The following is a 22,688-nucleotide window of genomic DNA, read 5'->3' on the forward strand; positions in this document are numbered from 1 at the left end:
GACCATGAACACGACAACCCGCATCAGCATCGCAGAGCGCCTCGGCCGCAGCTTCGGTCGTGGATGGCGCGCCTATGTGCGCGGCGAGCGACGGTTGTCGAGCTGGCTCGCCTCTAAGGGAGTGCCGGTGATGGGTGCCACGGCGCTGCTGTGGGTGGTCAAGTTGGTCGTACTCGGTATGCTGCTGTACACCATGTCTTGGCTAGCGCTGCTGCTGGTGCTTGCGGTGGTGGCCGCGTGGGTGGCGCGCAACGCCGGGCTGAACGACGACCCTCCCGAATCGGAATGGCGCAACGGGCCTGCCGGCTTCGGTCTGTACACCTACGATGGATTTCGCATCGATCCGCACGTCGAGGACGAAGAGTAGCAGTCCTCACTTCTTTGACATGGCATTGATTGCAATGCCACTGCCCTTGCCTCCGGCAGCCTTGGCATCTCCCGTTGCGCCGGCTAGGCCTTGCAAGACGTTGCCGGCGCGAATGCCTGCCCACGCCAAGGACATGATCCAGAACGTTGGCAACACGATGAACATCGCTCCCATGACGAAGTTCAGGAGCATGTCACCAAACGCATTGTTCAGACCCATCACCGGATCGAAGTTCGAGTGCGGCCGGTTCCAGCCCCACCCCCAGCCGTAGAGGGCGTCGAGGATCGTGCTGTCGATCCAGCGGGCGAGCTGGAACCAGAAGTCCACGAAGAACAGCGAGAACTGCACCACGCTGACCGTCACCACTGTCTTCAGGTCGTAGGTCCCGACCACGAGCACCAGCGGGATGCAGATGACCAAGGCCATCTTCAGCAGTGACAGCACCATAGGGAGCGCCTGGCGCACCACGTCCATGGCCGGGAAGAAGCCCAGCGAGCCCACCGCCAGACCCACGTCGCCGGCAGCGCGGGTGACGATGTTCGGCAGGGTCTTGTCGATCTGACCGCCGTAGTCGGAGTAGACGGCGCCCTGGTTGAGCTTCTGCTGGCGCGGCGAGGCAATCGCACGGATCACCGAGTCGTCAACCTGGGCGCGGCTCAAGAAGCCGGCCCAGCCGGCCAGCCGATTCATCAGCGTGGGGTCGACTTCAGCAAGCAGCCGCGCACGCAGGCCATTGCCGCCATCGCTCCACCACTGGCGGCAGGTCGGGTAGCCGGCGCCGCTGGGCACCTGCGTCAGGCCTGCATCGCGGTTGCTGTCGTAGGCCCAACCATCGCGAGGTGCTTTGGCGCGGTACGTGTCGTAGTAGCCGCCGGTGTTGACGAAGTAGTTGGAGCCGATCCAGGTGACATCGTGCATCTGGGATTCGTCCAGGCTCGGGCGATTCATGAAGAGCTTGGCCCGTGCCGGGCCATAGCAATCATGGGTGAAGTCCGCGACCTCCTGGGCCAGCACCGGATCGTCGATGCGGGTGGCGTCGATCTCCATCCGCATCTGCCGCAGATCCGTGCCGCACGGAATGGCGGCCACCGACGCGCCGGTGACCGCGCGCGAGAGCGCATGGATGAAGGCCCACCAGACGGGCACTTTGGCACTCTGGTTGTTGAGGGTCGTGAAGGACTGGCTCCAGCCCGTGTCCGAGGGCTGGGGTACGCTCACCTGGCACTGCTGGGAGCGCGAATCGTCCATTCGGATCATGTTGAGATCCACGTCGATGAACGGAATGCCGGCGAACATCACCACGACGATCGCCACCCAGACGCGGTTCTCGATGCGCATCGACGACAACACACCCTTGTTGCCTTCGTCAGCGCCCTCGGCGCGGGCCTTCAGCCATTCCTGGACGATGATGGCCACGAAGGGAATGGCGAACACGCCGCTGGAGACCAGGACGGACCAGATACCGTTGTGCACGATCCAGCCCACCAGGGTCAGGTAGTACTCGAGGTAGTCGGTGGTGAAGAGTGTCATGTTCTGGATCCCTCGCTACGCCTGCAGCAGCAGGCTGGCTTCCAGGGCAACGATGGCGATCGCGCCTGCGATCTCCGCGCGCACCAGGCGGCGACGCGCGTCGGGCGCAGACTCGCGTGCAAGCAGGCGCCGACGCATCCACAGCCAGCCATAGACAGTGGCCGCATAGAGGCAAATCCGCCACGCCAGGAAGTAGCCGGCGGACGCCGACATCCAGCGTTCCCAGCCGGCCACGCTCCCGACCAGGTAAATGCCGGCCACATTGGCGGCCACCGCCAGGCTCAGCAACACCACGGCCCATGCCAGCGCCCTCGCGTTGCGCCGGTTGAACAGCCACCTCAGACGCAGCCACTGCGTACTCATGGCGTGCCACTCGGTGCGGGCCGTTGCAGACGGTTGAGACGGTCGGGCGTGGGGTCACCCTCGAAGACACCGCGTGAACCCGAGGCCCGGGTGCCATGGCGCTGGATGATGGCCATCGGCGAGTTGTTTGCTAGCTCGCGGCGCAGTTCGAGTTCGGTCTTGAGATTCAGGATCTCCCGATCGAGGGTGTCGCTCTCGTGGTTCACCGCTTCGGTGGCCAACTGGTTGGTCGCGACGTTCGGCTCCTTCTTGCCCGTGAGCAGGGTGCGCTGCAGCAGCAGCGCCTTCTCCAGCACAGAGGCCAGAGCTACCTCGGATGCGAGGCGGCGCGCGAGGATGTCTTGGTCCGGTTCGTCACGCAGCGCCTCGACCACGCCACGGGTGATCGGCAGCGAGGTGCTGCCGGCCGCCCGCAGGTTTTCCACGGTGGTGTTCCGGGTGCGGCTGATCAGCTCCTGCAGCACCTCCAGCTTGGTCTCGTATTCCTCCTGGATCAGCGGCGTCAACCCGACGCCCGGGACGGTCTGGGTCTTGGTGCAGCTCTCGCAGGTGCGCTGCTCTTTCTCACCCAGGACACGCGTCGCCCAGTCCGCCGCAGCTTGAGGTGTCGACCAGGTCGCGCAGGCGAGGCTGTTGCAGTTGGCGGTGGCGATCGACGACGTGTCGGTCACGCTGCGGCCGTTGACGAGGTTGTAGCCCGCGCGGGTCACGTCGCCGACCACCTTGATGGAGGCTTGACCGGAGCCGCCAGCGTTGTTGCCTCCCACCCACGGCACACCGTCGTTGCCGCGGCGGCTCTCCGCCTGCTCGATGGCCGAGACCGCATCGGTGCTGGCAACCGCCTGGCGCAGCGCCATGCCTTCTGCGATCTGGTTCCAGCCGAGCTGGCCGCCGGCTGCGTCCGCCATCCGTTCTGCCATGGCACGGCAGGTCAGCTTGGAACGGTCGAAGTCCAGCCGTGCCTGCAGAACACCGTTGGTCAGAAGGTTGTACAGGCCCGGGTCGGCACGCTGGATGATCAGCGCGGGCAGCGACGCGACTGCGCTGGTCGCGCTCTGGATCACATTGCTCATGATGTTCTGGAAGCCGTTCGTGAGCCCGTTGAGCTGGTTCTGGATCGTCGTGCTGATGCTCATGTCGCCGCAGATCAGATTGCTGTTCCAACCCACGCCCACACCGATCGAGCGCATACCGGCGGCACCGCTCATCGAGACGGCATTGCCGCCGCCGATCGAGTACATGACCTCATCACCGATCACGCTGCCGCTGTTCTGAAACCCGGCTTGCGCCCAGGTCAGCCCGGTTGCCAATACCAGGGCGCCGGCGAGCAGCGAAGGTTGCCAGCGCACAGGAAAATGGCGAGGCGGACGGACGTTGTCGTGGCGGTTCATGGTGGTGACCTCAGTTGAAATCGACGCTGCCAAGGAAGACCTGGCCCCGACGCTGGCAGCAGCTATAGGGGCGCCACAGCGCCCAGGCGTAGTCGCCTTGCTGGGCTTGGGTCAGCGGACCGTTGTTCGGAAACACCGCGCAGGACGACGACAGCCGGGGGGTGAGCTCCTGCCACTTGCCGGTCGACGCGTCACTTTCCACCAACGCGCCGGCCGGCCAGTAGCCGTCGCGGCTGTTGGCGAGGAGGGGCTGATAGACATGCAACTGGCCACGGCGGGTGACGACATCACCTGCGCGTTGTGCGACCACGGCACCGGACTTGTGGTCGTCGGTCTGGTGCAGGAAGCCACCGCGGGGATAGACCGCGCCCCACAGGTTCAGGCTGGTGCGTGCGCCGATCTCGCGCATGCCGGGGATCAGCGCTTCGGGATACACGGCTTCCGGCACGTTGTAGCGCCATGCGATCGTGTCCAGCGTGCTGAGCAGGTAGGGCATGAATGCCGTGCCCGCGCCCTCACACGCATAGCCCGACGAGCTCGCGAACTGGCTGAACAACTGGCCGCCGGGATGGCCGATGACATCGGCGTTTTTGAACTTGGCCAGGTTGTTCTCGTTGTCATGGTTGGTCGTGCCATCCCCGCCGGCCTGCGCCGTCGGGTTGGACGTGCTCATAGCGCGCACTTCCGTCCAGGGGTTCTCGCCAGTGTTGGAATAGCTGGACACCACGGCGTCCGGGATGTAGTGCCGCACCTTGATCGAGGTGCGCACCGTGCACCCGGTCCAGGTGCAGTAGAGCCAGTAGCAGATGCCGACCACCCGGTACTCCAGGCAGTCGGGCGAGAGCGTGGAGGAGACGATGGTTGCGGTGTTGAGCGCGAACGTCGAGGTGGCGCCACACAGCAGCGCAGCCGCGGCGCCGATCCGCAGTCGGCGTGGGACACGGGTCATCATGGCTTGTCCTTGCGGTGTTGTGCGACGCGCGCCAAGGCTTTGTCGAGATCGGACTCGCCGTAGACCACGTAGCGTTGGTCCACGACGACGGCCGGGAGTGTGGTGATTCCGAGGCTCCAGGCGTCGGCCACGCCTTGGTAAGCATCGCGCATGCGCTTCTGCAGGGGCTGGCCGCCTTGCTGCAGGCGCTGCTGGACTAGCGCGGCGGCGCGCTGCGGATCGCTCGACAACTGCGCGGCCAACTCAGCCTCGAAGCGCTGCGGCATGTCCAGCTTGATGAGGCGGCTGACGGTGGCCTTGCCCGTCACCGGATTGCCCGAGTTGGTGACGACCCAGACCTCCTGGGCATTGGCCGCCACCGAGCCCAACGTCGCCATCCCGATCAAGGCTTGTCCGAGCAGAAGGCAGAGATTTCGCATGGCATGCGGCCCTGGAAGTGGAAGACCCCAGTAGTGCAACGCAAGGGGCCGCCAAGAGCCACGAACAATGCGTACCGACCCGCACCCGCATTTTCCGGGCGGATGCGATCAGAGCGGCCATTCCCCAGCCAGGGCTGCGGTAAGGTGATGAAAGACAAACTTTGGAGAGACAGATCCTATGCCCTATGTGATTCAGCCGTGGGAGGCCATCGCCCCGAACTACCGAGGCACCGCCATACTGGGCAATGGCGCCAGCATTGCGGTCAGCCCCAGCTTTTCCTATGGCTCGCTGCTGGAGCATGCGCGAGCCAACGAGCTGATTGCCCCGGACGTCGAGCGACTGTTCGCGTTCTTCGGAACGACGGACTTCGAGCTGATCCTGCGCATCGTGTGGCAGGCATCGAACGTCAATCAATCACTGCAGATCCCGGACCAACGAACGCATGAGGCATACCTGAGGGTTCGAGACTGTCTCATCCAGAGTGTCCAGGACATCCATCCCGAGTTCGACCAGGTCAGTGGGCACTTGCCGGCGATCTACCGATTCCTCAAACACTTCGATACGGTTGCCTCGCTGAACTACGACCTCATCGTCTATTGGGCCTTGATGCATGGTTACGACCATGACGAGGAGCACGCCATCAAGGACTGCTTCGGCGCGGGCGGGTTGTTTCAGGACGATTGGCGCAGACTGAGAACGCCGATTCGGCGTCAGCGATCGACCACATTGGTTTTCTATCCGCATGGCAGCCTGGTGCTGTGCCGCAATCGCGTCGAGCAGGAGCGCAAGATCCACAACGCCGATGCCGGGCTGCTGGAGGCCATCCTGACGCGTTGGCGCAGCGAAGAGGTTGTGCCTCTGTTCGTGAGCGAGGGAACCTGGCAGCAAAAAGTGAGTTCAATCCAGAACAGCTACTACCTCTCCACGGTTTACCGGGAAGTGCTGGGCTCGGAGCGCGAGACGCTCGTCATCTATGGATGGGGGTTGGGAGAGCAGGACCTCCATCTGCTGCAGCGCATGCGAGGTACGGGCATCCGCCGCGTCGCAGTTTCTGTGCACGGCGCTGACCAGATCTATTGCAACCGGGTTCTGCCGATCGTTCAAGGAGCTCTGGGCGTGGTACCAGTAGAGTTTTTCGACAGTCAGAGCGCAGGCTGCTGGAATCACCAAGGGGCTTAGCATGAGGCGATGCGTAGCAGCTAGGGGCAGGCAAGTTTCCGCATCAAGGCATGGCGTTGCTGCGCTAGATGCCAGTTGATGCGGTCCGCCCAGCCCGAGCCGGCCAGATCGGGAAATGGGCGCTTTCCTTGGAATACCTTCCGTCGATGATCGCAACCTGGAGAGAGTGCCAACTCTGGCTATGGGAACGCACGCCACTTGGCATCTGCATTGAGCGCCTCTGCGGGCATCGGAGTTGCCTGAGCTTCATTAGATTGCTCGGAGGCGAGGTAGTCCAGGGCCGACAGCAAGGCATCACCCACAACAGGTCCGGTCAATACCATGGAGCGATCAGTAGCCTGATCGATCAGGCGAATCGAGGGGGTGGCATTGAGGCCATCTTTGCGCGCCTGATCCGCCTGCTGGCGAACCGCCAGCCCGGGACGTTCGCTGTCCAAACAGGCTTGCACCGCCGCGTCGTCTGGATACGCCGTGCCGGGCGGCAGCCCCTGGCCGCCGCCGCGCGTGTGTTGATACACCCAGGCGATAGCCTTCCAGAAGCGAGCATGCCCGAACGTCTCGCCCACGCACTCCACCCAGCGTGCCTCTTCGCTGGCAGCAGGCTCATGCATCGCGAGCGGAAGGTGATGCCACTGCAGATTGACGTCACGGTGCCCATCGACCCACGTTCGCAGCACCGGGGTGTAGGACTGGCAGAACGGGCATTCCAGATCGGCGTAGACAACGATCGTGAAGCGCGCTGAAGCTGGGCCGTAGCGCCAGGGTGGGCCGGCCGCGTGCTCAATACCAGGCTGCTCGACAGCGACAGGATCTGCAGGTTGATGCGATGCGAAGAAACCCCACACCAATGCAGCAAGCGCTGCGCCGCCCGCAGCAAGCCACCAGGCACGCCGGGACTTTTTGAGAACGGGCTTCGGTGTGGTGGTCATGATGGTTCCCCGGCGAACACGTCGTCGTATGGCAGCGGGTCGATGCCGCGCGCACGATCAATATTTTCGGCCACCTTGAAAGCCGCTTCGAGTTCGCCGATGCCGTGTTGCTGCATGAGCTGGAAGCGCTCAGCTTTCTCTTCCGGCTCCGTCTGGGCCAACGCCAGATAGAGGCTGGGCGGGACCGCGCGGAACAGAACCTCCATCGACTTGGACAGGATCACGCCCTCGCTGAACTTGCCGGCCTCCTTACGCGCCGAGAGCATTAGCGCCTTCTGCGCAGGATTCAGCTCACGAAAGCGCGCGATCTTCTCGACCTCATCCGGCGGCATCGACAGGCAGATCCACCACTCGATCATGTTGAGCATCGGCTCGGCGGACTTTGGCAGGTCGTCCACGTTCTGTGTGGCGAGCCAGAACCAGGCGCCCAGCTTTCGCCACATCTTGGTGATCTTGACCACGTAGGGGGACAGCAGCGGGTTCTTGGTGATGATGTGACCCTCATCGGTCACATTGACGATGGGCCGGCCCAGGAATTGGTCACGCTCTGCGATGTTGTTGACCGTGCTGATCAACGAGATGTAGGCGATGGACAGTTGGGCGTTGTAGCCCTCGCGGGCATAGGTGGCCAGGTCCACGATCGTGACGTCGGCCTCCGGCCAGGGCGTACCCGGCCGGTCGAACATCTCGCCGTCGGTGCCTTGGCAGAACATGTCCATGGCGTCGGCCATTTCGAGCAGCCGGGAGCGCCGCGTCTCGGGTAGGGTCGTGTCGCGGCCGCGCTCGCGCAAGGCATCGCGCACGTCGCGGGTCAGCACGGTGCGGTTGTCGGCGACACAGCGCTGCGCGGCCTCGAGAATGCACTGGCGGATCAGCGAGCGGTCTGCGCGCGTCATGCGCGCTTCTTCCTTGTCCTCGCCGCCAGTGATCATCAGGCGGGCGGTGATCTCCAGCTCGCCGAGCACGTCGCGCTGCTCGTCGGCCTCATTGGCTTCGACCGCTGGCGGTTGCTCCTCGTCCAGCGCGTCAGCGTCGAGGGTCTGCACGTCGCTGGGCGTCTCGATCAGGCGTCGGGCGTCCGCGAAAGGCGCAAGGCTGACCCCGGCGCCCGGCGCGAGCTTGACCCGGTTGACCGTGAGCCCGAGGCGCTTGGCGAAGTCGCCGAACATACCGAAGGAGTTGCCTGCCTCGACGATGAACATGCGCGGGCGGTAGATCGCGGCGACCTGATTCAGGATGTTGTTCAAGGTAGCAGACTTGCCCGATCCGGTCGGGCCGAACAGGAACAGATGCGCATTCATCTGCCGATCCAGACGGTTGAAGGGGTCGAAGGTGATCACGCCGCCGCCACGGTTGAAGAACGTGATGCCAGGGTGTCCCGTGCCCTGGCTGCGGCCCCAGACCGGCGACAGGTTGGCCGCGTGCTGGGCGAACATCAGTTGGGTGTACCACTGCCTGCGGTCCGCGCCGGGGTTGTAGAGGCAGGGCAACCAGCGAAGGTAGCTGTTGAGCGGCGCAACTTCGTCTTCCTCGCGCACCGGCTGCAGGCCGGCATTGAGCATGACATTGGCGAGCTGCAGGCCGCGCCGGTCGAGCTCCGCTTCATCACGCCCGCGCAGGTAGAAAGCCAGCGTGCCGCGGTACAGCTTGTGGGAACTGCCGATCAGGGAGCGGGCCTCGTGCACATCCTTGAGCGTTTGTTCCGATGCGAGGGTCTCGCCCACGGCCTTCTTGGCGAGATGGTTCAGGTGGGCTTCGAGCACGTCCTGCGGCGTGGCGACCAGGGTCAGGCACAGCGTGGTGTCTTCCGGCATCTGGTCGAACAGGGTGTTGATCGCATCGCCCTTGCGCGTCTCCCCGGTGAGGTGGCCGGTGACCGGCGGCGTGCGCAGCCGGTCGGTCACCATGACCCGATGCGGCATGCCGTCGAAGTACCACAACCCCTGTTCGACGTCCGAGCGCGGCTGGCCGAAGAACAGGCGCTGGCTGAAATCTGTGCCGCTGGCCAGCTCGATTTCGTCGATCTCGGCGGTCTCGGGGTACGCTGCCAGCTGGTAGAAGCGCTCGCGGTCCTGCGCTTCAGAGCCCAGCGTTGTGGGATGGGGGTTGAACCAGCGCAGCAGCCAGCCATGGATTGCAGGTGCACCCAACCGGCGCGCCTGGATGCCGGCGTTGCTCAGTCCACCGGCCAGGCGATCGCACACGGTGTTGAGGGCATGTTCCGGCGTCTGGCCGCGCCGACTGCTTTGGCCCATCGCGCGGCGGTACACCACCATGCGTACGCGCCGGCTCTGGCCGCGCCAACGCAGGCGCGTTACCACGGTGTCCTCGAACAGGCCACCTGGCTTGGCGACGGCGCGCAGATGGTGAGCGAAAAACTTCAGGTAGAACTCGCTGAAGCGGGAGCCCTGCGCACGCGGCTGGATGTAGCGGCGCAGCGCATCCAGGTATTGGTCGAAGCTTGCTTCATCCTGGGCATAGAGCTGGACGACCCAGGGGTTCTCGTCGAGCTCGTCGAAGCTGTCCTGCAGCGCGTTCTCCAGCGCGTCGCGCGCCTGAGCCAGCCAGACTGCCTCACGGCCCTCGGTGCCCAAGGGCGTCAGCTCGAAGAAGGCAGCAACTGATTGGCCGTCTTCGAGCAGCATGCACTGGGATTCGGGCAGGAATTCCACCCACGGCAGCAGTGAGACGAACGACGGCGCTACGTCGTAGAGGGCCTGCTCATCGGCCGTCGTCGCGGCGCGCAGCCTCTGAACGGCTTCTCCGGGCATCCGCACACCCGCATCACGCAGCGCCTGCACATGGCGCTGCCAGCCATCGGGCTGTGCTTGCTCGGTGGGTGAGGCGCCGGGCACTTTGCGGCGGCGCCACGGTAGCGTCCAGGCCATCAATAGTCCTCCACACGTTCGCCAGGCATGGCGTACTGGATGCGCTGGTACAGGGGGAACACCGTGGTGTAGCCCGGCACAGGCACCGGATCCGTGCCCGCCAGATGCGGGAACACGTACATCACCAGGTCCGGGTTCGGCAGCCGATGAAACTGGCGGTAGATCTCGTTTGCCGCCGTGCGGGTATAGCGGGCCTGCTCGGCCGGCGCCGCGGCGATGTCCGCTTCGAGCAGCGGCCGGCGTAGCGTCTGGCGGGCATCGAGCAACTGGCGCCGGGACACCTGGCCCGTACCACCATCGCCACCTTCCTGCTGCCAGATGTCCTGCATGGTCCGTCCACCATGGGTGAGCAAGTCTTCCTTGTTGGTGGCGCAGCCGGTGAGTGTGCCCACCACGAGTGCCAGCACGAGGGGCTTAGTCCAGTTCGGGCGCATGAGCTTCTCCTGCACGGTGGTCGACCTTGCGGCCTTCGGGGTCGTAGTCGATGGCGAGCGGCTTCTCCAGGTGGACGGCAACCTTGGCGCCCGGCTGCACGTACACCGCTGCAAAGGCTTGCCCGTAGAGCTTGTTGACCCAGCTCGACATTTCCTGGACACCGCCAGCCAGGATCCGGCCAACGGCTTCTTGGCCGGTGATGCCGACAGTGCCGATCGAGCCATCGGCGCCGACATAGGACGATCGCCCGCTGTCTGATTCAATCAGCGAGGCAGCGCCAGCGCCGGCGGCCGTGATCAGAGCCTGGGTGCCCAGGTACTGTTGGGCATTGCTGCGGCGCTCGCCACTGACGCAGGGAATGCCGTGCGGGTCGCTGATCCAGCCGAGGCCATCCTGCTGATCGTTGTTCTGCTGGTTGCCGTCGCGGTCTTCGGGGATGGTGCGGATCGTGCCGTCGTTGAAGACAAAGGTGATGCTGCGCACCTGGCCGCGAACGCACGAGAGCGTCCAATCACCGGCTGCGGTACCGCTGAACACGGCGCCGGCCACATCCGGAATGTCAATGCCGTTGGCGGTCAGGTTGTCCGGCCCGACGAGCACTTTGAATGGGTACGGGTCGTTCACGGTGCCATCGATGGGAACGCGGCCGATCAGTGCCGTCATCGCCACCGAGCCCATCAGCGTCGAGTTGGTCGGCACGGTGTAGACCGCCTTGGCCTTGCTGACTCCTACGGCCTTGGCGCCGGCATTGGCGACCGTGTCGGCAGTAGCTTCCAATGTGCGTTGGGCAGGACCGAAACTGGTGGGGAAGCTGAGCGAGCTGCCGTTGCTGCGGCCCCGGCCATCGGTCTGCTTGGCATCGTCAGGTTCCACCCAGCGTACGCCGCCGGGCGCGCTCGCCATGCCGTCCCCATCCCCGTCACTCAGGCCCAGGCCCACCGGCAGGTCGGCGTGGCCATTGCCGCGGCTGCCGATGCTCTCAAGGCGGCGCTGCAGGTCTTGCAGTAGGCCTTCGGTCTGCTGGCGTTCGCTGGCGATCTGCTCTTGGTCGCGGCGCAGAGTGGCCCGCTCGGACTCCAGGGCGGTGCCGATGCGCTGGTCGATCGCCGTTTCCCGCTGACGCAGGCGTTGGTTCTCTTCGCGCTGCGTCTTGTTGTCCGTGGTGGCGGTCTGCAGCTCGGTACGCAGTTGCTTTACCTGGGCGACGAGGGTGGCCACCGTGTCGCGTGGCGTGTCGCCCTGGATGCCCAGCGCCTTCATTTCATCCGATGTGAGCTGGGCGCTGGCGTCGGCGCCAACGGGTGCCTTGCTCCCACCATTGGAGAACAGCCGGATGCCGAAGAACAGCACGACCAGGGCCACCGGAATCATCAACCACTTGAGTAGACCGTTACTGCGCATGGTCGTCTCCTTGGGTGGGGCTGGCTGGCCGGGGCAGGTTCACCGCCGGATCGAAGCGCTGGATGGCCGGCAGCAGGGACTGTGGCAAGCCATAGCGACGCGTCACCAGGTACACCACCGTGGTGTCTTCCGGCCGGCCTTGTGGCCCCAGGGCGGGGTGTTGGAAAGTCGCTGTCAGGATGTCGCCCTGCAACGTGCGTGGATCCAGGTCGATCCAGCCGCTGCTGGTGTTGGTCACGCGGACCGCCGTGACCCAGTGGTCCTCCAGGCGCCAGGCAGCAAGCGCGGTGACTTTGACTGGCAGGGTCGGCAGCAGCGTGTCGAGCACCAGGTTGCGCCGCAGGTTGACGCGCATGATGCCCGGGGCGGATTCGACCGTGCGCAACGGCGCGTAGAGATTCTGCGCCGCGTAGCGTGTCAGCACGACGGCAATCGGAGTCTCGCGCTTGCTCTGGGCGGCTTGGGTCTTACCGTCGGCTTCGGCATTGCCGATCTCGGCCGTCTGCGTGCCATAGCGCGTCGCAGCGTTGGCGCCATCGACGATGCGCACCGGTTCCAGCAGAGGTGCACCTTCACGTGCAGGCTCGGCCGCGATGTCGAGCAGGATCAGGGTGCCGGTGTCGGCATCTTGCAGTTGCAGGCGTGTCGGCTCGATGGGCTCGCTGGCGCGCAAGTACACCGCGCCTCCCGCGCTCTGGATGCGCAGGCGCTCGCCCACATTGGCCGGTACGCCGACGCGCACATTGCGGTCAATGAACACGATCCGCTCCTGGCCGACGACCAGGGGAACAACCAGCGGCAGACGTTCCCAGCGCAGAATCTCCACCGCGTGAGCCAGGGGCGTGATCGCGACGGCCATGGCTGCACCCAGCCAAAGGGCGACTCGTTTCTTCATGGCGTTTCTCCTTGGGCGCCCAGACCGCCACGGGCGGGAGGCTGGGGTGGTGTCTCGGGTGCGGCAATGCGCTGTGGCGCGCCGTCATAGCAATCGAGCGCCAGTCCGAACGGATTCCGTGCGGGATCCACATCGGCCCGCACGACCTTGATCGGGTAGCGCACCAAGGCGCGTTTGACTTGCTCGGAGCTGTAGTACTCGTCCGCACTGATGTCCAAGGTCACCACCCAATCTCGGTCCGATACCACCCGTACGCGAGCAGCGGGGTTGTCGCCATAGCCGCGTCCCGGAATCTCATAGATTCCGCGCACGCGTTGGCGCAACTCGCCCGCGTTGCGGCGATAGTCGTAGTCGGCTTGCAGGAAGGCCTTGCACGCGGGGGTGAAGTACGGCGAGAGTGCGTACAAATTGCGCGCATAGTCGTCCTCCCCGTTGGTGGGCCAGCGGTTGAGCTGCTGGAACACATAGAAGGTGAAGGCGTACACCGATTCCGGGGGTACCTCCCACCACTTGCGAGTGCTGCCCGAGCGCAGGTCCGGTGGGACATGCACGGTGAGGTCGCGCGGTGCGCTCCACCATCCGCCGCCCATGACCAGCGCAAGCAGCAACAGGGCGGCAACGCCCCGGCGCAAGGTCTTGATGTGCGCCTGAAGGTGCGCGACCTCGTTCTTGAACCGGCTCATCGCGCCGCCCTCCGTGCTGACCAGTAGCCGGAGCGTGTGATCAGCGCGCGCCCGCCAATCCTGTCCGAGACGATGGGGTGATGCGTCGTCAACCACCATTGCAGATGGCGGTACAGCCAGGTGTCGGGGCGACCGCGCTTTTGGCGGCGCAGGATGCCGCCACCAATGAACACACCGAAGGCCACGCCGGCGACGATGAAAGTCGGTGCCAGCGCGATGGTTGAAAAGACCCACGACAGCGGTGCGCCGATCACCAGACCGGCAGCCCCGGAGAGGCCGCAGCAGATCCACAGTTCGTCTGCGGTCAGGCCGCGCACCACCACCGGGTGACGGTTGAGCCGGTGCGGCAGGAATGACACCGTGCCGTCCGCCCGGACATGCTGATGCTCGGACATGACCAAGCCTCCTTACAGGATGCCGGTGGCTTCGGTGAGCAGCCAGATGCCGATCACAAGCAGCACGGCGCCGATAGCCACCGTGAGGCCAAACTGTCCCCAGGTCTTGCGGCCGGTGTGGATTTCGGCGTACGTGCCGTAGGCGTGGTAGCAGACCCCGATGAACATGGAGGCGACGACGAGCAGCGCCACCAGCAGCACGATGTCGTAGCCGTAGTTGCGGATGGTCTCCATGATGCCGTTGCCGGTGCCGCGCGACGGGTCCTCCAGCGAGGGAAGGCCCTGGGCGAACGAAACGGCAGGTAGTGCCAGTGTGGCAAGGGCCAGCGTCGAGCGGCGGACAAGTTGGGTGGGAGAGAGGCGGGTCTTCATGGTTGGTCCTTTCGAGGTCAGGAGAGAAGGAAAAACGTCAGCACGACGTACATGGCAAGGAAACGCACGACGACGCCGAGGAACTGGCGCTGGTTGATTCGGCTCTCCGCCCAGCCCACATAGGCTGTGCGGATTGCCCAGGCACCCCAGAGCAGCAGCACGGCGAACACCGCGCCCACCAGCACGGTGGCCATCACAGCGGGCGTGAAGCCGCTGCTGGCCTGAAAAGCCGAGAGCTGGGCGCCATTCACGGCTTGGTCTCGGCATCGTGCGGTTGGTCGGCGGCTTGTTCGGTGCGGTACTGACCGGCAAGCTCAGCGGGGTCTCTGGGCTGTGCGCGCGGGGGGGTGAGGTAGTCCTGCAGACCGGCCCGCACACGGGCCAGGTCGGCGCGTAGCCGGGCGTAGTCGAAGTGGTAGCGCTCGCCTGGCGTGGCCGCCGCGTTGGCCGCGCTGTGGCCGACCAGGCGTTCCAGCGAGTCAAGCTGACGTGCAGCGGCGGCAATGTCCTGGCGCTGCGCCGGTGTGTCGGCGCTGGCGGTCAGAGGCAGGCCAGCCATCAGGAGGCCCATCAACAGAAGGGGCGCGCCGCAGTGCGCAGCGCGGAGACGGATTGGCAGCACCATCGCGCAATGTCCTCGTGAGATCAGCAATGGCGTGATCGTGGCGAGGCGGGCGTTCCTGGGCAGCAAACAATGGGAACTGGGTAGCGCCCGGATAGATGGAAGGAGGCTGTCTGTCGCAGAAGATCCAGGTGGTGCGGGATCGGGTTCGGCTCGCGCAGAGATGCTACGGGAGGGCGGCGGGCGACGCTGCGTGTCGCGCTCAGAGATACTTCTTGAAGCTTCCTGCGGTGAGGTTCGTGGCCAGCCCCAGCAACGCTGCACTCGGGAGTAAAATGACTAGCGGGTGAATCGATATTGGTAGCGCCAGGTAGATCACCCACGGCAGGATTGCCAGCGGTATGAGAGATGCTTTCGCGCGGTGGTAGATGAAGCCGGACTCCCGGCCCGCGCCGAACTTGCGCACGTCGCGGCGCACCAGTCCATCCACGAATCCAACGAACGCCGCCATCATGAACAGCGGAAGGGTCAACACCAGCACGAGCAGACGCACCAGGAACGTGAGCGTCGTGAAGGCCGCGGCGATCAAGTAGCTCTCCGCCCACACATAGGCCTGGCTGATGAAGTAGCGGAAATCGCGTGTGGTGCCCTGACTGGGGGGCCGGGCGCGGTCGGCCGTCTGCTCCATGCGCGCCAGCAGGCCGGTCTTGACGAAAATCCAGCGGTAGCCTGTGTCCACAAGCTCATGGGCAGTACGCCCGGGCTCTTGCACGACGACGCTGCGCGTGAAGTGTCCCGACAGGTGCGTCAGCTCATACTGCAGCATGGCTTGGGAATGACGCCAGCCCTGATCCTTCCAGAAGAAGTGCATGCCCACGCACTCGATCAAGATCGAGATCAGCAATGAGCCAACCAGCACGCCCAACAGGCGGAACGGGGTGGTGATCAGGCCGACAAGCAGGCCTTCGCGGCGGGCCTCCTGGCGTTTGGCGGTGCTGGGCGCATCGCTCATGGCGGCGGCTCTGTGGTTGCAGCTTCGGGTGCGACAGGGTCGTCAATCAGATCCTCGGGCAGGCCCTGGTCCTGCAGCCCGGGTGATCCGGTGTTCTCCCACCACTGGGCGGCGTCGCTGTAGCTCTGCCGCATGTAGCCGGCCAGTTGCTGCAGATCATTGGGCATGACCTCATCGGGGTCGGGTGCCGGCAGCGGCATGCGGATCTTCCACAGGTTGCCTCCCTGCAGCAGCGCAAAGCACTGACCCTTGGGAAGTCCGACCACCTGCGACGGCTCGATCATCGGCACGCTGGACATGCTGATGCGATCCTGGGTGTTCGAGGTGAAATCGGTGGCGCCACGGATGTCTGAGCTGTCGGTGGCGCCGCTGACGATGGTCGTGGAATAGACCTCTACCTTCGGCAACTGCCGTGTCAGCAACTCGGCCGTGGCGGTCTCACGCACGCGCAGCATAAACAGGTTGTTGAAGTTGCCGACGACCTGGCCGGCCTTGGCCCGGTTGCCAATGCGTGCCTCGATGTCGCTGAGCGTCTGGGTGTAGGCGGTGACCTGGATGCCAGCACCACCGCCCTTGTTGACCATCGGAATGAACTCGTCTCCCATCAGTTCGTTGAATTCGTCGGCATGGACGTTGATGGGCACTTTCGCGCCCGGATTTGCGTCAGGCAAACCGTCGTCGATGCCAAACTTGTAGATGTGGCCGGCCACCGAGACCATGTCAGAAAACATCGAATTGCCGACGGCCGCAGAAACCTCTGCGTCCGACAGCGCATCCAGGCCGACATAGACGATGGCGCGCTTGCGGATGATCTGCATCCAATCGAAGATCGGCCGCGGATCGTCCAGATCGGAGTAGTTGGGTGCCAGCAGTTGAGCGATCTTGCCGCTGGTCAGCTTCTCCAGCAGTGGCAACAGCGAGGCGACGATCTTGTCGAAATAGGTCTTGTCGTAGCGCACTGCGCTGCGCAGGCCATCCAGTACGGGATCGTAGTTGCGCACCTGGCTCAGGTACTGTTCCAAGGCCACGACACGTTTCTCCCGGCCGATCATGTTGCGCGGGATGTTCTTGTCGTTCAGTCGGGCCTCGAGCTGGACGATGACCTCCCAGGCCTTGGGCTCGTGCTTGGCGAAGTAGTGCTGGGCGTATTCGATGAAAAGGGCATCGATGTTGATGACGTGGCGCTGGATCAACAGGTAGTCCGGTCGCTGACCCAACTCGATGAGTGCCCTGGCGATGATGTTGACGAAGCGCCAGGCAAACTCCCTGAAGGCCGCGCTGTTGCCCTCGCCAGAGAGCTGCCCTGCGATTCTGGTGGCGACCTCGGAAATACGTCCGAAACGACCCACCGCGTTGTAACGAGCGCTGATCTCGGGCCAGCCCAGGTGGAAGATGTAGAACTCGCCCTCGCGCCCGGCGCGCTTGGCTTCCACGTACATGCGCTTGAGCAGGTCGGCATCGCCTTTCGGGTCGAACACGATGACCACCTCATGCTCTCCGGCGGCGTTCTTGCGCCGGATGTCCTGGGTGATGAACAGCTCGGCCAGTCGCGTCTTGCCGACGCGCGTGGTGCCCAGTACCAGCGAGTGCCCGACACGCTCACCGAGCGGCAAGCTGACGTCGACCTCATCGGGCTCGATACCATGCAGGCGGGGCAGTCCGCCGACCGGGGGCAGCGGGCGCACCGGATTGAGGGGAATATCCCAGCTGGTGAGCTTGGCCAGGTGCGAGAGCGGGAATGGAGCGAACTCCAAGCGCTCCTCCATGCGCCGGGCCATCACGTAGGCCGGGGTGGGCTCAACATGGCGCCGGAACTCTGGACGATAGGTTTGCATCAGCCGGTGCGTGTGCTTTTGCTCCCAGAGGAAACCTTTGCCGATGAACAATCGTTGCTGGCTGACCGGCACGTCCCGACTGGTCATGACATAGCGTGGCAGACGCCGGATGTTGCGGCGATAGCGAAGGATCGCGTGGGCCTGACACAGGCGGATGGCGCCGAAGGTCAAGAAGGCCAGCGAGCTGCCGATGCCCATGGCTGGGCTCAACGCGAGCGACCACGGGGCCACCAGGGACAGAAACGCGGCGCCGGCGCAAACCGCCACGGTATATAGCTCCACCGCTGGGCGCAGCAGGACTTCAACGGGCTGGGTTTGCGCCATGGGGTCATTGCTCGATGCCGGTGCTGGTGATCAGCACGGGGTAATGCCGAACGCCAAGCCGGCCAGCCAGGTCGTCGCCGGCCACGGGTGCCAGCTGGACGCCGGGCACCAGCGCTCGCAGACGGGCGAGCCCCTGAACGGACTCGACGTTCACGACCAAGCCCACTGCGTTGCGCTCACGCAGGGAGGATGCATGGCGGCGCAGCCAGGCATGTGAGGCTTCATCGTCACCGACCAGAAAAAACGGCTGCAGACCGGGCGCCTCGATGACCCGGCGCGTGACCGTTCCTGGCGTCAGCTTGGCACTGCGCACCGGGAGCATGTCCGCCTCACCGACAGCCTTGGGCGGCGCAGGCAGAGAGAGCGGCGGCTTCGCCATACCGGGTGTTCGCGGCAGCAGGTTGAGGGCTTCGTAGTACGGCAGGGCCGACGCGCCACCCCGGTCTTCGACGACGATCAATGGCTCGGCGGCGTGTAGCGGGCTGACCAGTGTGGTCAGCAGCAGGACCAGCCCGTGTGCTGCCGCAAGGTAGGAACGGTTCATGGTGGAGTCTCCTTTTGGACATCGGGGGCCGCGCGCGAGGGGCCGCGTACGCGGTCCAGGTGCTGGGCTACGCTGCGCCTATAACGCGCCGCTGGTGCACCTCCTGCCGGCCGGTGATAGCGGCCGATTGCCAGAAGCCAGTCGTCGCCCGGCGTGTGCTGCTCTCGCAGGATCTCTGCGGCGATCGCTAGATTGGCGTAGGGGTCGAGCAGGTCGCAGGGGCGGCTGTAGCGGTGCTTCTGATAGCCGAGATTGATTTGGCCCAGGCCCGCGTCTACCCGCGTGGGAGGTACTTGGCGTAGTGCCTGATGCAGGCCGGCGCAAGCTTCGGCCCGGGTGGAGAACCGCCGCGATTCGCCTGCGACATTGAGCGACCAGGGCCAGGGGACGGTGCGCCCGCCGCGGCGCATGCCGCTTTCCTGAAGTGCGACTGCGTACAACACCGCAGAGGGAATGCCGGCCTGTTGGGCCGCCAGCTGATAGGCCGGTGGCGGGATTTCTTGGGCCAGTGCCGTACCGCCGATCACGCCAATGACCAGCCACAGCACCAGGGCTGAGCGGGCCAGGTCTACGGTTGGCGCTGCCATTGGCCATTTACCTGTCGCACGACGGCGGGAAGTTCGCCTGGCAGTCCCAAGGACAGCCAGCGACCTGCATCGTGATTGAGGGTGATCGTGCGGGCACGCACGCGGGCAGGGTCGATCGTGGTCCGGCGCGCCCAGTCGCGGATTCGCGCATCGTCGGCGCGGCTACCTACGACGTAGACGTCGAAGACAGATCCCGACGCTTGCAGTCGCTCGATGGCCTGGTCGCATGGGGCGCAGTTGTCGCGCACAAAAACGGCGGTGCGTCCGCTTCCCTGTACTGCCGTGTTGGCCTGTCGCGGGCCGGCGTCTGGCAGATTGACGCGCTGGGCATTCGGCTGAAGCCGTTGCCAAGCTTCGTCATAGGCGCGTTGGTAGGCCAGCAGCTTTTCCACGCGGCGTGCTTCTGCTTGTACCTGGAGTTCGGCGTAGCGTCGCCGCTCCTCGTCGGAGCGTGCTTCTGTGCCCAGTGCTGAGAGTGGGTCCAGGTTGGGCGAGTAGATGCCGAGAGGGCCAGCCATCAGATCCCGGTATCGCGTCCACTCTTCGGGGCGCAGTCCCCACTCCCGGGCGAGCTTTTCGTCCTGGCTACGCTCGATCTGGCTCTGCGCAGCACGTGAGTGTGTGGCAGGTGTCTGCTGAGCCCAGGCTGAGCCGTGAAGTGCTGCCAGGAGAATTGCCGAGAGCAGGAGTGGCGGCTTCATGGGCAGGTCCCTCAAGGAATGGCCAGACGGCGGGTTTGCTCTCCGGCACGGAACACCGCAGTGCTCCGGTCGATGTCCTCCAAGCGCCATGGGCCCACGCTCTCGCCGGGCAGAACCACCTGAATCTGGGCGGCGGATAGCTCGCCACTTGCCGGCGCGATCGACACCGTGCGCTGTCCTGCACGCAGCTCCGACCCGATCACGCGGAACGGTATGGGAACTTCGACGGGCTTTGCTGTCGTCTGCAGCACAGCGCGGGGTTTGCTCGTTGCGTTGCTCCGAGCTGCCGTCTGGCGCACTTTGATTTGCTCCAGCTCCGCACGCAGTGCAATCAGGTCCTCCTGGGCGGCACGTGTGGCCAGTGACTGATCCAGTTGTGCAGCGCGGGAGTCCAGTGTTTGGCGCAGTTCCTGCAACGCAACGGCCGTCGCGGGCGCCGCACGTTGCAGAGCACGATGGGCATCCGCGATCTCTGCCACACGTGACTCCAGCGCCTGCAGTCGCTGCACGGAGCTATCGAGCTGCGACTGTCCGGCGAGATCGCCTGTCACCTGGAACGCGACCAAGACCAGGGCCGTCAGTCCGACAAGCCACGCCCACAGCAAGATGAGAGCGACAGAAGGGGTGCGCGATGACTTGCCCGCAGGAATGGGGTGGGATGCGCTCATGGCTGGGTACCGTTCGCAAGGGGGATGGGCTGAGCGGCCTCGACGGTCGGCAGGTCCTGAGGGGGGTGATCAGTCCTGGATCCGGGTCGGACAAAGCACACTTGCCGTGCGCTGTCATACACCTCGACATCCCAGGCTGGGCCGACCAGTGTGAGCAGGGCATCCCGAAGCGTCATGGGCCCCAGTTGCAGATGGGCGGCGGGCATCGGGAGCGAATAGAGTTCAATGACGGTGTGCGCCGTCTCGCACATCTGGTAGCCGCTGCGTTTGAGCACGTGGCGCAGACCATCTCCGACGCTGGCTCTCGCGTCTTCCGGCATCCTCACATCGATCACCTGCAGGAGCAGGTCACGCTGTGCGGTGGTCGGGGCAAGCTCGACGAGGGTGTAGCGGCCGTAGCGGACCACCGGAATGAGCTCCGGCTCCGCCTGCGCAGGAGCGATGACCACCTCTTCGATCGGGAGCGGCTCGGTGACGACAGGTGCTGAGTTGGTGGCGCAGCCGCCAACGAGGGTGGCGATGGCCACCAAGCCGCACCCGGCCAAGCGCGAGAAGGGACTGAGTGTTTGCATGGATCGGCTTCCTGTTGCAGTAAGCCGATACCTTCGCCGGGTGCCCCAACCCGGTCAGCAAAGAATGCGCAATGGCGCGTGCCCAGTTTTTCCGAATGTCGATCGACTACGTCAGGCAACCACCGCGGGCGAAGGCTTGCTGAAGGCCGATTCCCTGGGGTCTGCATACGACTCCTTCTTGACCCGTTCCCATTCATCCTTGAGGATCTTCTGAGACTTGACGATCAGTTGTTGTCGAATCGCTCCAAAGACTTTCTGAATGTCTGCTGGCGGAAGCGAACTCGCTGTCCGCTGGAACAGGATGGTGGATGTCTCCAGCTTCTTCATGAGAGCTTTGAGATCCTGATGATCAGATTCAGTCATGTTCAGCCGCAGTTCGATCCGCAATTGCAGTTCCAAGGCCTCCATGCGCATTTCGGCGATCGGCTTCTTGAAAGCGTTGAGCGCTTGATCTGAGATTTCTTCGGTCCGCGGTTCATTCACAATGGCATCCCAGCGAAAAGAGATCTCCTGCCATAGCGACAGATATCTGGCGATGTCCTTGCGCAGCTCGTCAATCCAGATCTGTCGCTTCGCAGATACGTTGGCGTTGGCGATCCGCCGGGAAGCGAGCTCCTGCATGGAGAGCTGCTCGCTCAACGCTTGCTTCTGTTGAAGCGCTTGCTGGTCGGCCAGCCTGAGCTGAGTCTTGCGCTGCGCGCGGGCCACCAGCATCTGCGTGATTGATGCGACGAGAGCGGCAAACACGGAAACAATGACTGCGGCGCCTGCGATCCAGACCTTATTGATAAATTCGGCGTTCTGCATCGCATCGCGCACGATCCCTTGGATCGCAGCTAAATCATCAGGATTCACCCTGTTCTCCCTCTACTATGAAAGTGGTTTCGTCATCAGGCTACGCTCAGTCTAAGAAGTAGAGATGCGGCCTGCGGCGCGAGCGCGTGAGATCTGGGCCGCTTGATGCATGGTGTCCAGGTTGTCGATGCACCAGAGGCCATCGACACATCGAAACCGTCCGGACAATACTGCTTCGAGCAATCCAGAAACCGTCGACGAAAAGAAGCCTGCGCCACTGATGGCCGGCTCGGGGTCCAATTCCAATCGCGCGACAGGAATTTCGTTCAAACATGGTCCGAAGTGGCCGACTGCGGGAACCACCCCGCCGAGCTCCGTGCGCAGCCGTTCCTTGCCCATGCTCTTGGTCAGCGTCAGGTAGCGATCGGAGCGCAGAAGCCATAGCGCCTGGACACCTGCGGTGCGGTACTTTTCTTGCCGGTCGCGATAGGCACGCAACGACTGATAGGAGCGCTGAATCTCAACCGCCAGTTTCACGGGGCCGCGCTCGGCCCACACATCGGCCTGCCATCTGTTGGTTCCATGCTCGCCGGCTTTTTCCTCAGAGGCTTGGCAACCGAGGTCTTCCAATACGCTGCGAATCAGCGTTTTCGCTGTCATGTGCCACAGGCTTTCCTCAGACGTGCTGCAGGATCCGCCGACATGCGCGAAGAAGGGGCGGCCATTCGCGCTGAGCTTGGGTATGGCCGGGGCTGAGCAACACGGCATAACCAGCTCGCCAACGCGGTACGAATCTTGAAGCGCAATCCACTGTGCGTGGGTCATGCGCAGCGCATTCGCAGAACCACTGCCATCCAGATAACACGCCTCGATTACCATAACCACGAT

The 22,688-nt window shown here is 64.4% G+C and carries 26 protein-coding genes; 2 read left to right on the top strand and 24 right to left on the bottom strand.

Annotated features, from left to right (window positions below; genetic code table 11):
• Positions 1 to 4: 4 nt before the first annotated feature.
• Positions 5 to 367, top strand: a complete 363-nt coding sequence (locus HPA01S_RS04860) for a DUF3742 family protein (RefSeq protein WP_066267398.1) — start codon at positions 5 to 7, stop codon at positions 365 to 367.
• A gap of 6 nt (positions 368 to 373) precedes the next feature.
• Here the strand turns inward: HPA01S_RS04860 and HPA01S_RS04865 are convergent, their stop codons facing one another.
• Genes HPA01S_RS04865 through HPA01S_RS04885 form a run of 5 tightly spaced genes read right to left on the bottom strand, consistent with a single transcriptional unit; the run spans position 374 to position 5,022 of the window.
• A complete protein-coding gene (locus tag HPA01S_RS04865; protein WP_066267399.1) occupies positions 374 to 1,897 on the bottom strand; it encodes a conjugal transfer protein TraG N-terminal domain-containing protein in 1,524 nt (507 codons plus the stop codon).
• 15 nt (positions 1,898 to 1,912) lie between these two features.
• Positions 1,913 to 2,260, bottom strand: coding sequence for a hypothetical protein (locus tag HPA01S_RS04870; protein ID WP_066267400.1), 348 nt, complete (start codon positions 2,258 to 2,260; stop codon positions 1,913 to 1,915).
• Positions 2,257 to 3,651, bottom strand: a complete 1,395-nt coding sequence (locus tag HPA01S_RS04875) for an integrating conjugative element protein (protein ID WP_066267402.1) — start codon at positions 3,649 to 3,651, stop codon at positions 2,257 to 2,259. Before HPA01S_RS04875 ends, HPA01S_RS04870 begins: the two co-directional genes overlap by 4 nt.
• A 10-nt stretch (positions 3,652 to 3,661) precedes the next feature.
• A complete protein-coding gene (locus HPA01S_RS04880) occupies positions 3,662 to 4,603 on the bottom strand; it encodes a TIGR03756 family integrating conjugative element protein (protein WP_370670979.1) in 942 nt (313 codons plus the stop codon).
• Entirely contained in the window at positions 4,600 to 5,022 is a 423-nt protein-coding gene (locus tag HPA01S_RS04885; protein WP_066267410.1) for a TIGR03757 family integrating conjugative element protein, read from the bottom strand. Before HPA01S_RS04885 ends, HPA01S_RS04880 begins: the two co-directional genes overlap by 4 nt.
• 178 nt (positions 5,023 to 5,200) lie before the next feature.
• Here HPA01S_RS04885 and HPA01S_RS04890 point away from each other — a divergent pair, with 178 nt between their 5' ends.
• On the top strand, positions 5,201 to 6,202 hold the full coding sequence (locus HPA01S_RS04890; protein ID WP_066267412.1) for a DUF4917 family protein: 1,002 nt from the start codon (positions 5,201 to 5,203) through the stop codon (positions 6,200 to 6,202).
• 179 nt (positions 6,203 to 6,381) lie between these two features.
• Here the strand turns inward: HPA01S_RS04890 and HPA01S_RS04895 are convergent, their stop codons facing one another.
• The 19 genes from HPA01S_RS04895 to HPA01S_RS04985 form a co-directional block, all read right to left on the bottom strand.
• Positions 6,382 to 7,131: a DsbA family protein gene (locus HPA01S_RS04895; RefSeq protein ID WP_066267414.1), complete on the bottom strand. Its 750-nt coding sequence runs from the start codon at positions 7,129 to 7,131 to the stop codon at positions 6,382 to 6,384.
• Positions 7,128 to 10,019, bottom strand: a complete 2,892-nt coding sequence (locus tag HPA01S_RS04900; RefSeq protein WP_066267416.1) for a conjugative transfer ATPase — start codon at positions 10,017 to 10,019, stop codon at positions 7,128 to 7,130. Before HPA01S_RS04900 ends, HPA01S_RS04895 begins: the two co-directional genes overlap by 4 nt.
• On the bottom strand, positions 10,019 to 10,453 hold the full coding sequence (locus HPA01S_RS04905; RefSeq protein ID WP_066267417.1) for a TIGR03751 family conjugal transfer lipoprotein: 435 nt from the start codon (positions 10,451 to 10,453) through the stop codon (positions 10,019 to 10,021). Before HPA01S_RS04905 ends, HPA01S_RS04900 begins: the two co-directional genes overlap by 1 nt.
• The gene (locus HPA01S_RS04910) at positions 10,434 to 11,855 is read right to left on the bottom strand and encodes a TIGR03752 family integrating conjugative element protein (RefSeq protein WP_066267419.1); all 1,422 of its coding nucleotides are present in this window, start codon (positions 11,853 to 11,855) and stop codon (positions 10,434 to 10,436) included. Before HPA01S_RS04910 ends, HPA01S_RS04905 begins: the two co-directional genes overlap by 20 nt.
• A complete protein-coding gene (locus HPA01S_RS04915) occupies positions 11,845 to 12,750 on the bottom strand; it encodes a TIGR03749 family integrating conjugative element protein (protein WP_066267421.1) in 906 nt (301 codons plus the stop codon). The genes HPA01S_RS04910 and HPA01S_RS04915 overlap by 11 nt, the downstream gene beginning before the upstream one ends.
• Positions 12,747 to 13,433, bottom strand: a complete 687-nt coding sequence (locus HPA01S_RS04920) for a PFL_4703 family integrating conjugative element protein (RefSeq protein WP_066267424.1) — start codon at positions 13,431 to 13,433, stop codon at positions 12,747 to 12,749. Before HPA01S_RS04920 ends, HPA01S_RS04915 begins: the two co-directional genes overlap by 4 nt.
• Positions 13,430 to 13,828 carry a TIGR03750 family conjugal transfer protein gene (locus tag HPA01S_RS04925; RefSeq protein WP_066267426.1) on the bottom strand — a complete coding sequence of 133 codons (399 nt, stop codon included), beginning with the start codon at positions 13,826 to 13,828 and terminating at the stop codon, positions 13,430 to 13,432. The genes HPA01S_RS04920 and HPA01S_RS04925 overlap by 4 nt, the downstream gene beginning before the upstream one ends.
• Positions 13,829 to 13,840: 12 nt before the next feature.
• Positions 13,841 to 14,200 carry a TIGR03745 family integrating conjugative element membrane protein gene (locus HPA01S_RS04930; RefSeq protein WP_066267428.1) on the bottom strand — a complete coding sequence of 120 codons (360 nt, stop codon included), beginning with the start codon at positions 14,198 to 14,200 and terminating at the stop codon, positions 13,841 to 13,843.
• A 17-nt stretch (positions 14,201 to 14,217) separates the two neighbouring features.
• Positions 14,218 to 14,451: a TIGR03758 family integrating conjugative element protein gene (locus HPA01S_RS04935; RefSeq protein ID WP_066267431.1), complete on the bottom strand. Its 234-nt coding sequence runs from the start codon at positions 14,449 to 14,451 to the stop codon at positions 14,218 to 14,220.
• Positions 14,448 to 14,825, bottom strand: a complete 378-nt coding sequence (locus tag HPA01S_RS04940; RefSeq protein WP_066267432.1) for an integrative conjugative element protein, RAQPRD family — start codon at positions 14,823 to 14,825, stop codon at positions 14,448 to 14,450. The genes HPA01S_RS04935 and HPA01S_RS04940 overlap by 4 nt, the downstream gene beginning before the upstream one ends.
• 199 nt (positions 14,826 to 15,024) lie before the next feature.
• A complete protein-coding gene (locus HPA01S_RS04945) occupies positions 15,025 to 15,774 on the bottom strand; it encodes a TIGR03747 family integrating conjugative element membrane protein (RefSeq protein WP_066267433.1) in 750 nt (249 codons plus the stop codon).
• Positions 15,771 to 17,933: a type IV conjugative transfer system coupling protein TraD gene (gene traD / locus HPA01S_RS04950; RefSeq protein ID WP_066267435.1), complete on the bottom strand. Its 2,163-nt coding sequence runs from the start codon at positions 17,931 to 17,933 to the stop codon at positions 15,771 to 15,773. The genes HPA01S_RS04945 and traD overlap by 4 nt, the downstream gene beginning before the upstream one ends.
• A 4-nt stretch (positions 17,934 to 17,937) precedes the next feature.
• A complete protein-coding gene (locus tag HPA01S_RS04955; RefSeq protein ID WP_066267437.1) occupies positions 17,938 to 18,477 on the bottom strand; it encodes an integrating conjugative element protein in 540 nt (179 codons plus the stop codon).
• Positions 18,474 to 19,064: a transglycosylase SLT domain-containing protein gene (locus tag HPA01S_RS04960; protein ID WP_066267438.1), complete on the bottom strand. Its 591-nt coding sequence runs from the start codon at positions 19,062 to 19,064 to the stop codon at positions 18,474 to 18,476. The genes HPA01S_RS04955 and HPA01S_RS04960 overlap by 4 nt, the downstream gene beginning before the upstream one ends.
• On the bottom strand, positions 19,046 to 19,765 hold the full coding sequence (locus tag HPA01S_RS22590) for a TIGR03759 family integrating conjugative element protein (protein WP_084360475.1): 720 nt from the start codon (positions 19,763 to 19,765) through the stop codon (positions 19,046 to 19,048). The genes HPA01S_RS04960 and HPA01S_RS22590 overlap by 19 nt, the downstream gene beginning before the upstream one ends.
• An 11-nt stretch (positions 19,766 to 19,776) precedes the next feature.
• On the bottom strand, positions 19,777 to 20,433 hold the full coding sequence (locus HPA01S_RS04970) for a hypothetical protein (RefSeq protein ID WP_245638572.1): 657 nt from the start codon (positions 20,431 to 20,433) through the stop codon (positions 19,777 to 19,779).
• The gene (gene pilL2 / locus HPA01S_RS04975) at positions 20,430 to 21,005 is read right to left on the bottom strand and encodes a PFGI-1 class ICE element type IV pilus protein PilL2 (RefSeq protein WP_066267442.1); all 576 of its coding nucleotides are present in this window, start codon (positions 21,003 to 21,005) and stop codon (positions 20,430 to 20,432) included. Before pilL2 ends, HPA01S_RS04970 begins: the two co-directional genes overlap by 4 nt.
• Before the next feature lie 111 nt (positions 21,006 to 21,116).
• Positions 21,117 to 21,860: a hypothetical protein gene (locus HPA01S_RS04980; RefSeq protein ID WP_157084905.1), complete on the bottom strand. Its 744-nt coding sequence runs from the start codon at positions 21,858 to 21,860 to the stop codon at positions 21,117 to 21,119.
• A 51-nt stretch (positions 21,861 to 21,911) separates the two neighbouring features.
• Positions 21,912 to 22,625, bottom strand: coding sequence for a competence protein CoiA (locus HPA01S_RS04985; protein WP_245638573.1), 714 nt, complete (start codon positions 22,623 to 22,625; stop codon positions 21,912 to 21,914).
• Positions 22,626 to 22,688: the final 63 nt, after the last annotated feature.

This window comes from Hydrogenophaga palleronii NBRC 102513 (assembly GCF_001571225.1).
Lineage (GTDB): Bacteria > Pseudomonadota > Gammaproteobacteria > Burkholderiales > Burkholderiaceae_C > Hydrogenophaga > Hydrogenophaga palleronii.

Coding starts and splice junctions, on each gene's coding strand:
- HPA01S_RS04860 (WP_066267398.1), top strand. CDS start 5: ATGAACACGACAACCCGCATCAGCATCGCAGAGCGCCTCGGCCGCAGC.
- HPA01S_RS04865 (WP_066267399.1), bottom strand. CDS start 1,897: ATGACACTCTTCACCACCGACTACCTCGAGTACTACCTGACCCTGGTG.
- HPA01S_RS04870 (WP_066267400.1), bottom strand. CDS start 2,260: ATGAGTACGCAGTGGCTGCGTCTGAGGTGGCTGTTCAACCGGCGCAAC.
- HPA01S_RS04875 (WP_066267402.1), bottom strand. CDS start 3,651: ATGAACCGCCACGACAACGTCCGTCCGCCTCGCCATTTTCCTGTGCGC.
- HPA01S_RS04880 (WP_370670979.1), bottom strand. CDS start 4,603: ATGATGACCCGTGTCCCACGCCGACTGCGGATCGGCGCCGCGGCTGCG.
- HPA01S_RS04885 (WP_066267410.1), bottom strand. CDS start 5,022: ATGCGAAATCTCTGCCTTCTGCTCGGACAAGCCTTGATCGGGATGGCG.
- HPA01S_RS04890 (WP_066267412.1), top strand. CDS start 5,201: ATGCCCTATGTGATTCAGCCGTGGGAGGCCATCGCCCCGAACTACCGA.
- HPA01S_RS04895 (WP_066267414.1), bottom strand. CDS start 7,131: ATGACCACCACACCGAAGCCCGTTCTCAAAAAGTCCCGGCGTGCCTGG.
- HPA01S_RS04900 (WP_066267416.1), bottom strand. CDS start 10,019: ATGGCCTGGACGCTACCGTGGCGCCGCCGCAAAGTGCCCGGCGCCTCA.
- HPA01S_RS04905 (WP_066267417.1), bottom strand. CDS start 10,453: ATGCGCCCGAACTGGACTAAGCCCCTCGTGCTGGCACTCGTGGTGGGC.
- HPA01S_RS04910 (WP_066267419.1), bottom strand. CDS start 11,855: ATGCGCAGTAACGGTCTACTCAAGTGGTTGATGATTCCGGTGGCCCTG.
- HPA01S_RS04915 (WP_066267421.1), bottom strand. CDS start 12,750: ATGAAGAAACGAGTCGCCCTTTGGCTGGGTGCAGCCATGGCCGTCGCG.
- HPA01S_RS04920 (WP_066267424.1), bottom strand. CDS start 13,433: ATGAGCCGGTTCAAGAACGAGGTCGCGCACCTTCAGGCGCACATCAAG.
- HPA01S_RS04925 (WP_066267426.1), bottom strand. CDS start 13,828: ATGTCCGAGCATCAGCATGTCCGGGCGGACGGCACGGTGTCATTCCTG.
- HPA01S_RS04930 (WP_066267428.1), bottom strand. CDS start 14,200: ATGAAGACCCGCCTCTCTCCCACCCAACTTGTCCGCCGCTCGACGCTG.
- HPA01S_RS04940 (WP_066267432.1), bottom strand. CDS start 14,825: ATGGTGCTGCCAATCCGTCTCCGCGCTGCGCACTGCGGCGCGCCCCTT.
- HPA01S_RS04945 (WP_066267433.1), bottom strand. CDS start 15,774: ATGAGCGATGCGCCCAGCACCGCCAAACGCCAGGAGGCCCGCCGCGAA.
- traD (WP_066267435.1), bottom strand. CDS start 17,933: ATGGCGCAAACCCAGCCCGTTGAAGTCCTGCTGCGCCCAGCGGTGGAG.
- HPA01S_RS04955 (WP_066267437.1), bottom strand. CDS start 18,477: ATGAACCGTTCCTACCTTGCGGCAGCACACGGGCTGGTCCTGCTGCTG.
- HPA01S_RS04960 (WP_066267438.1), bottom strand. CDS start 19,064: ATGGCAGCGCCAACCGTAGACCTGGCCCGCTCAGCCCTGGTGCTGTGG.
- HPA01S_RS22590 (WP_084360475.1), bottom strand. CDS start 19,765: ATGAAGCCGCCACTCCTGCTCTCGGCAATTCTCCTGGCAGCACTTCAC.
- HPA01S_RS04970 (WP_245638572.1), bottom strand. CDS start 20,433: ATGAGCGCATCCCACCCCATTCCTGCGGGCAAGTCATCGCGCACCCCT.
- pilL2 (WP_066267442.1), bottom strand. CDS start 21,005: ATGCAAACACTCAGTCCCTTCTCGCGCTTGGCCGGGTGCGGCTTGGTG.
- HPA01S_RS04985 (WP_245638573.1), bottom strand. CDS start 22,625: ATGACCCACGCACAGTGGATTGCGCTTCAAGATTCGTACCGCGTTGGC.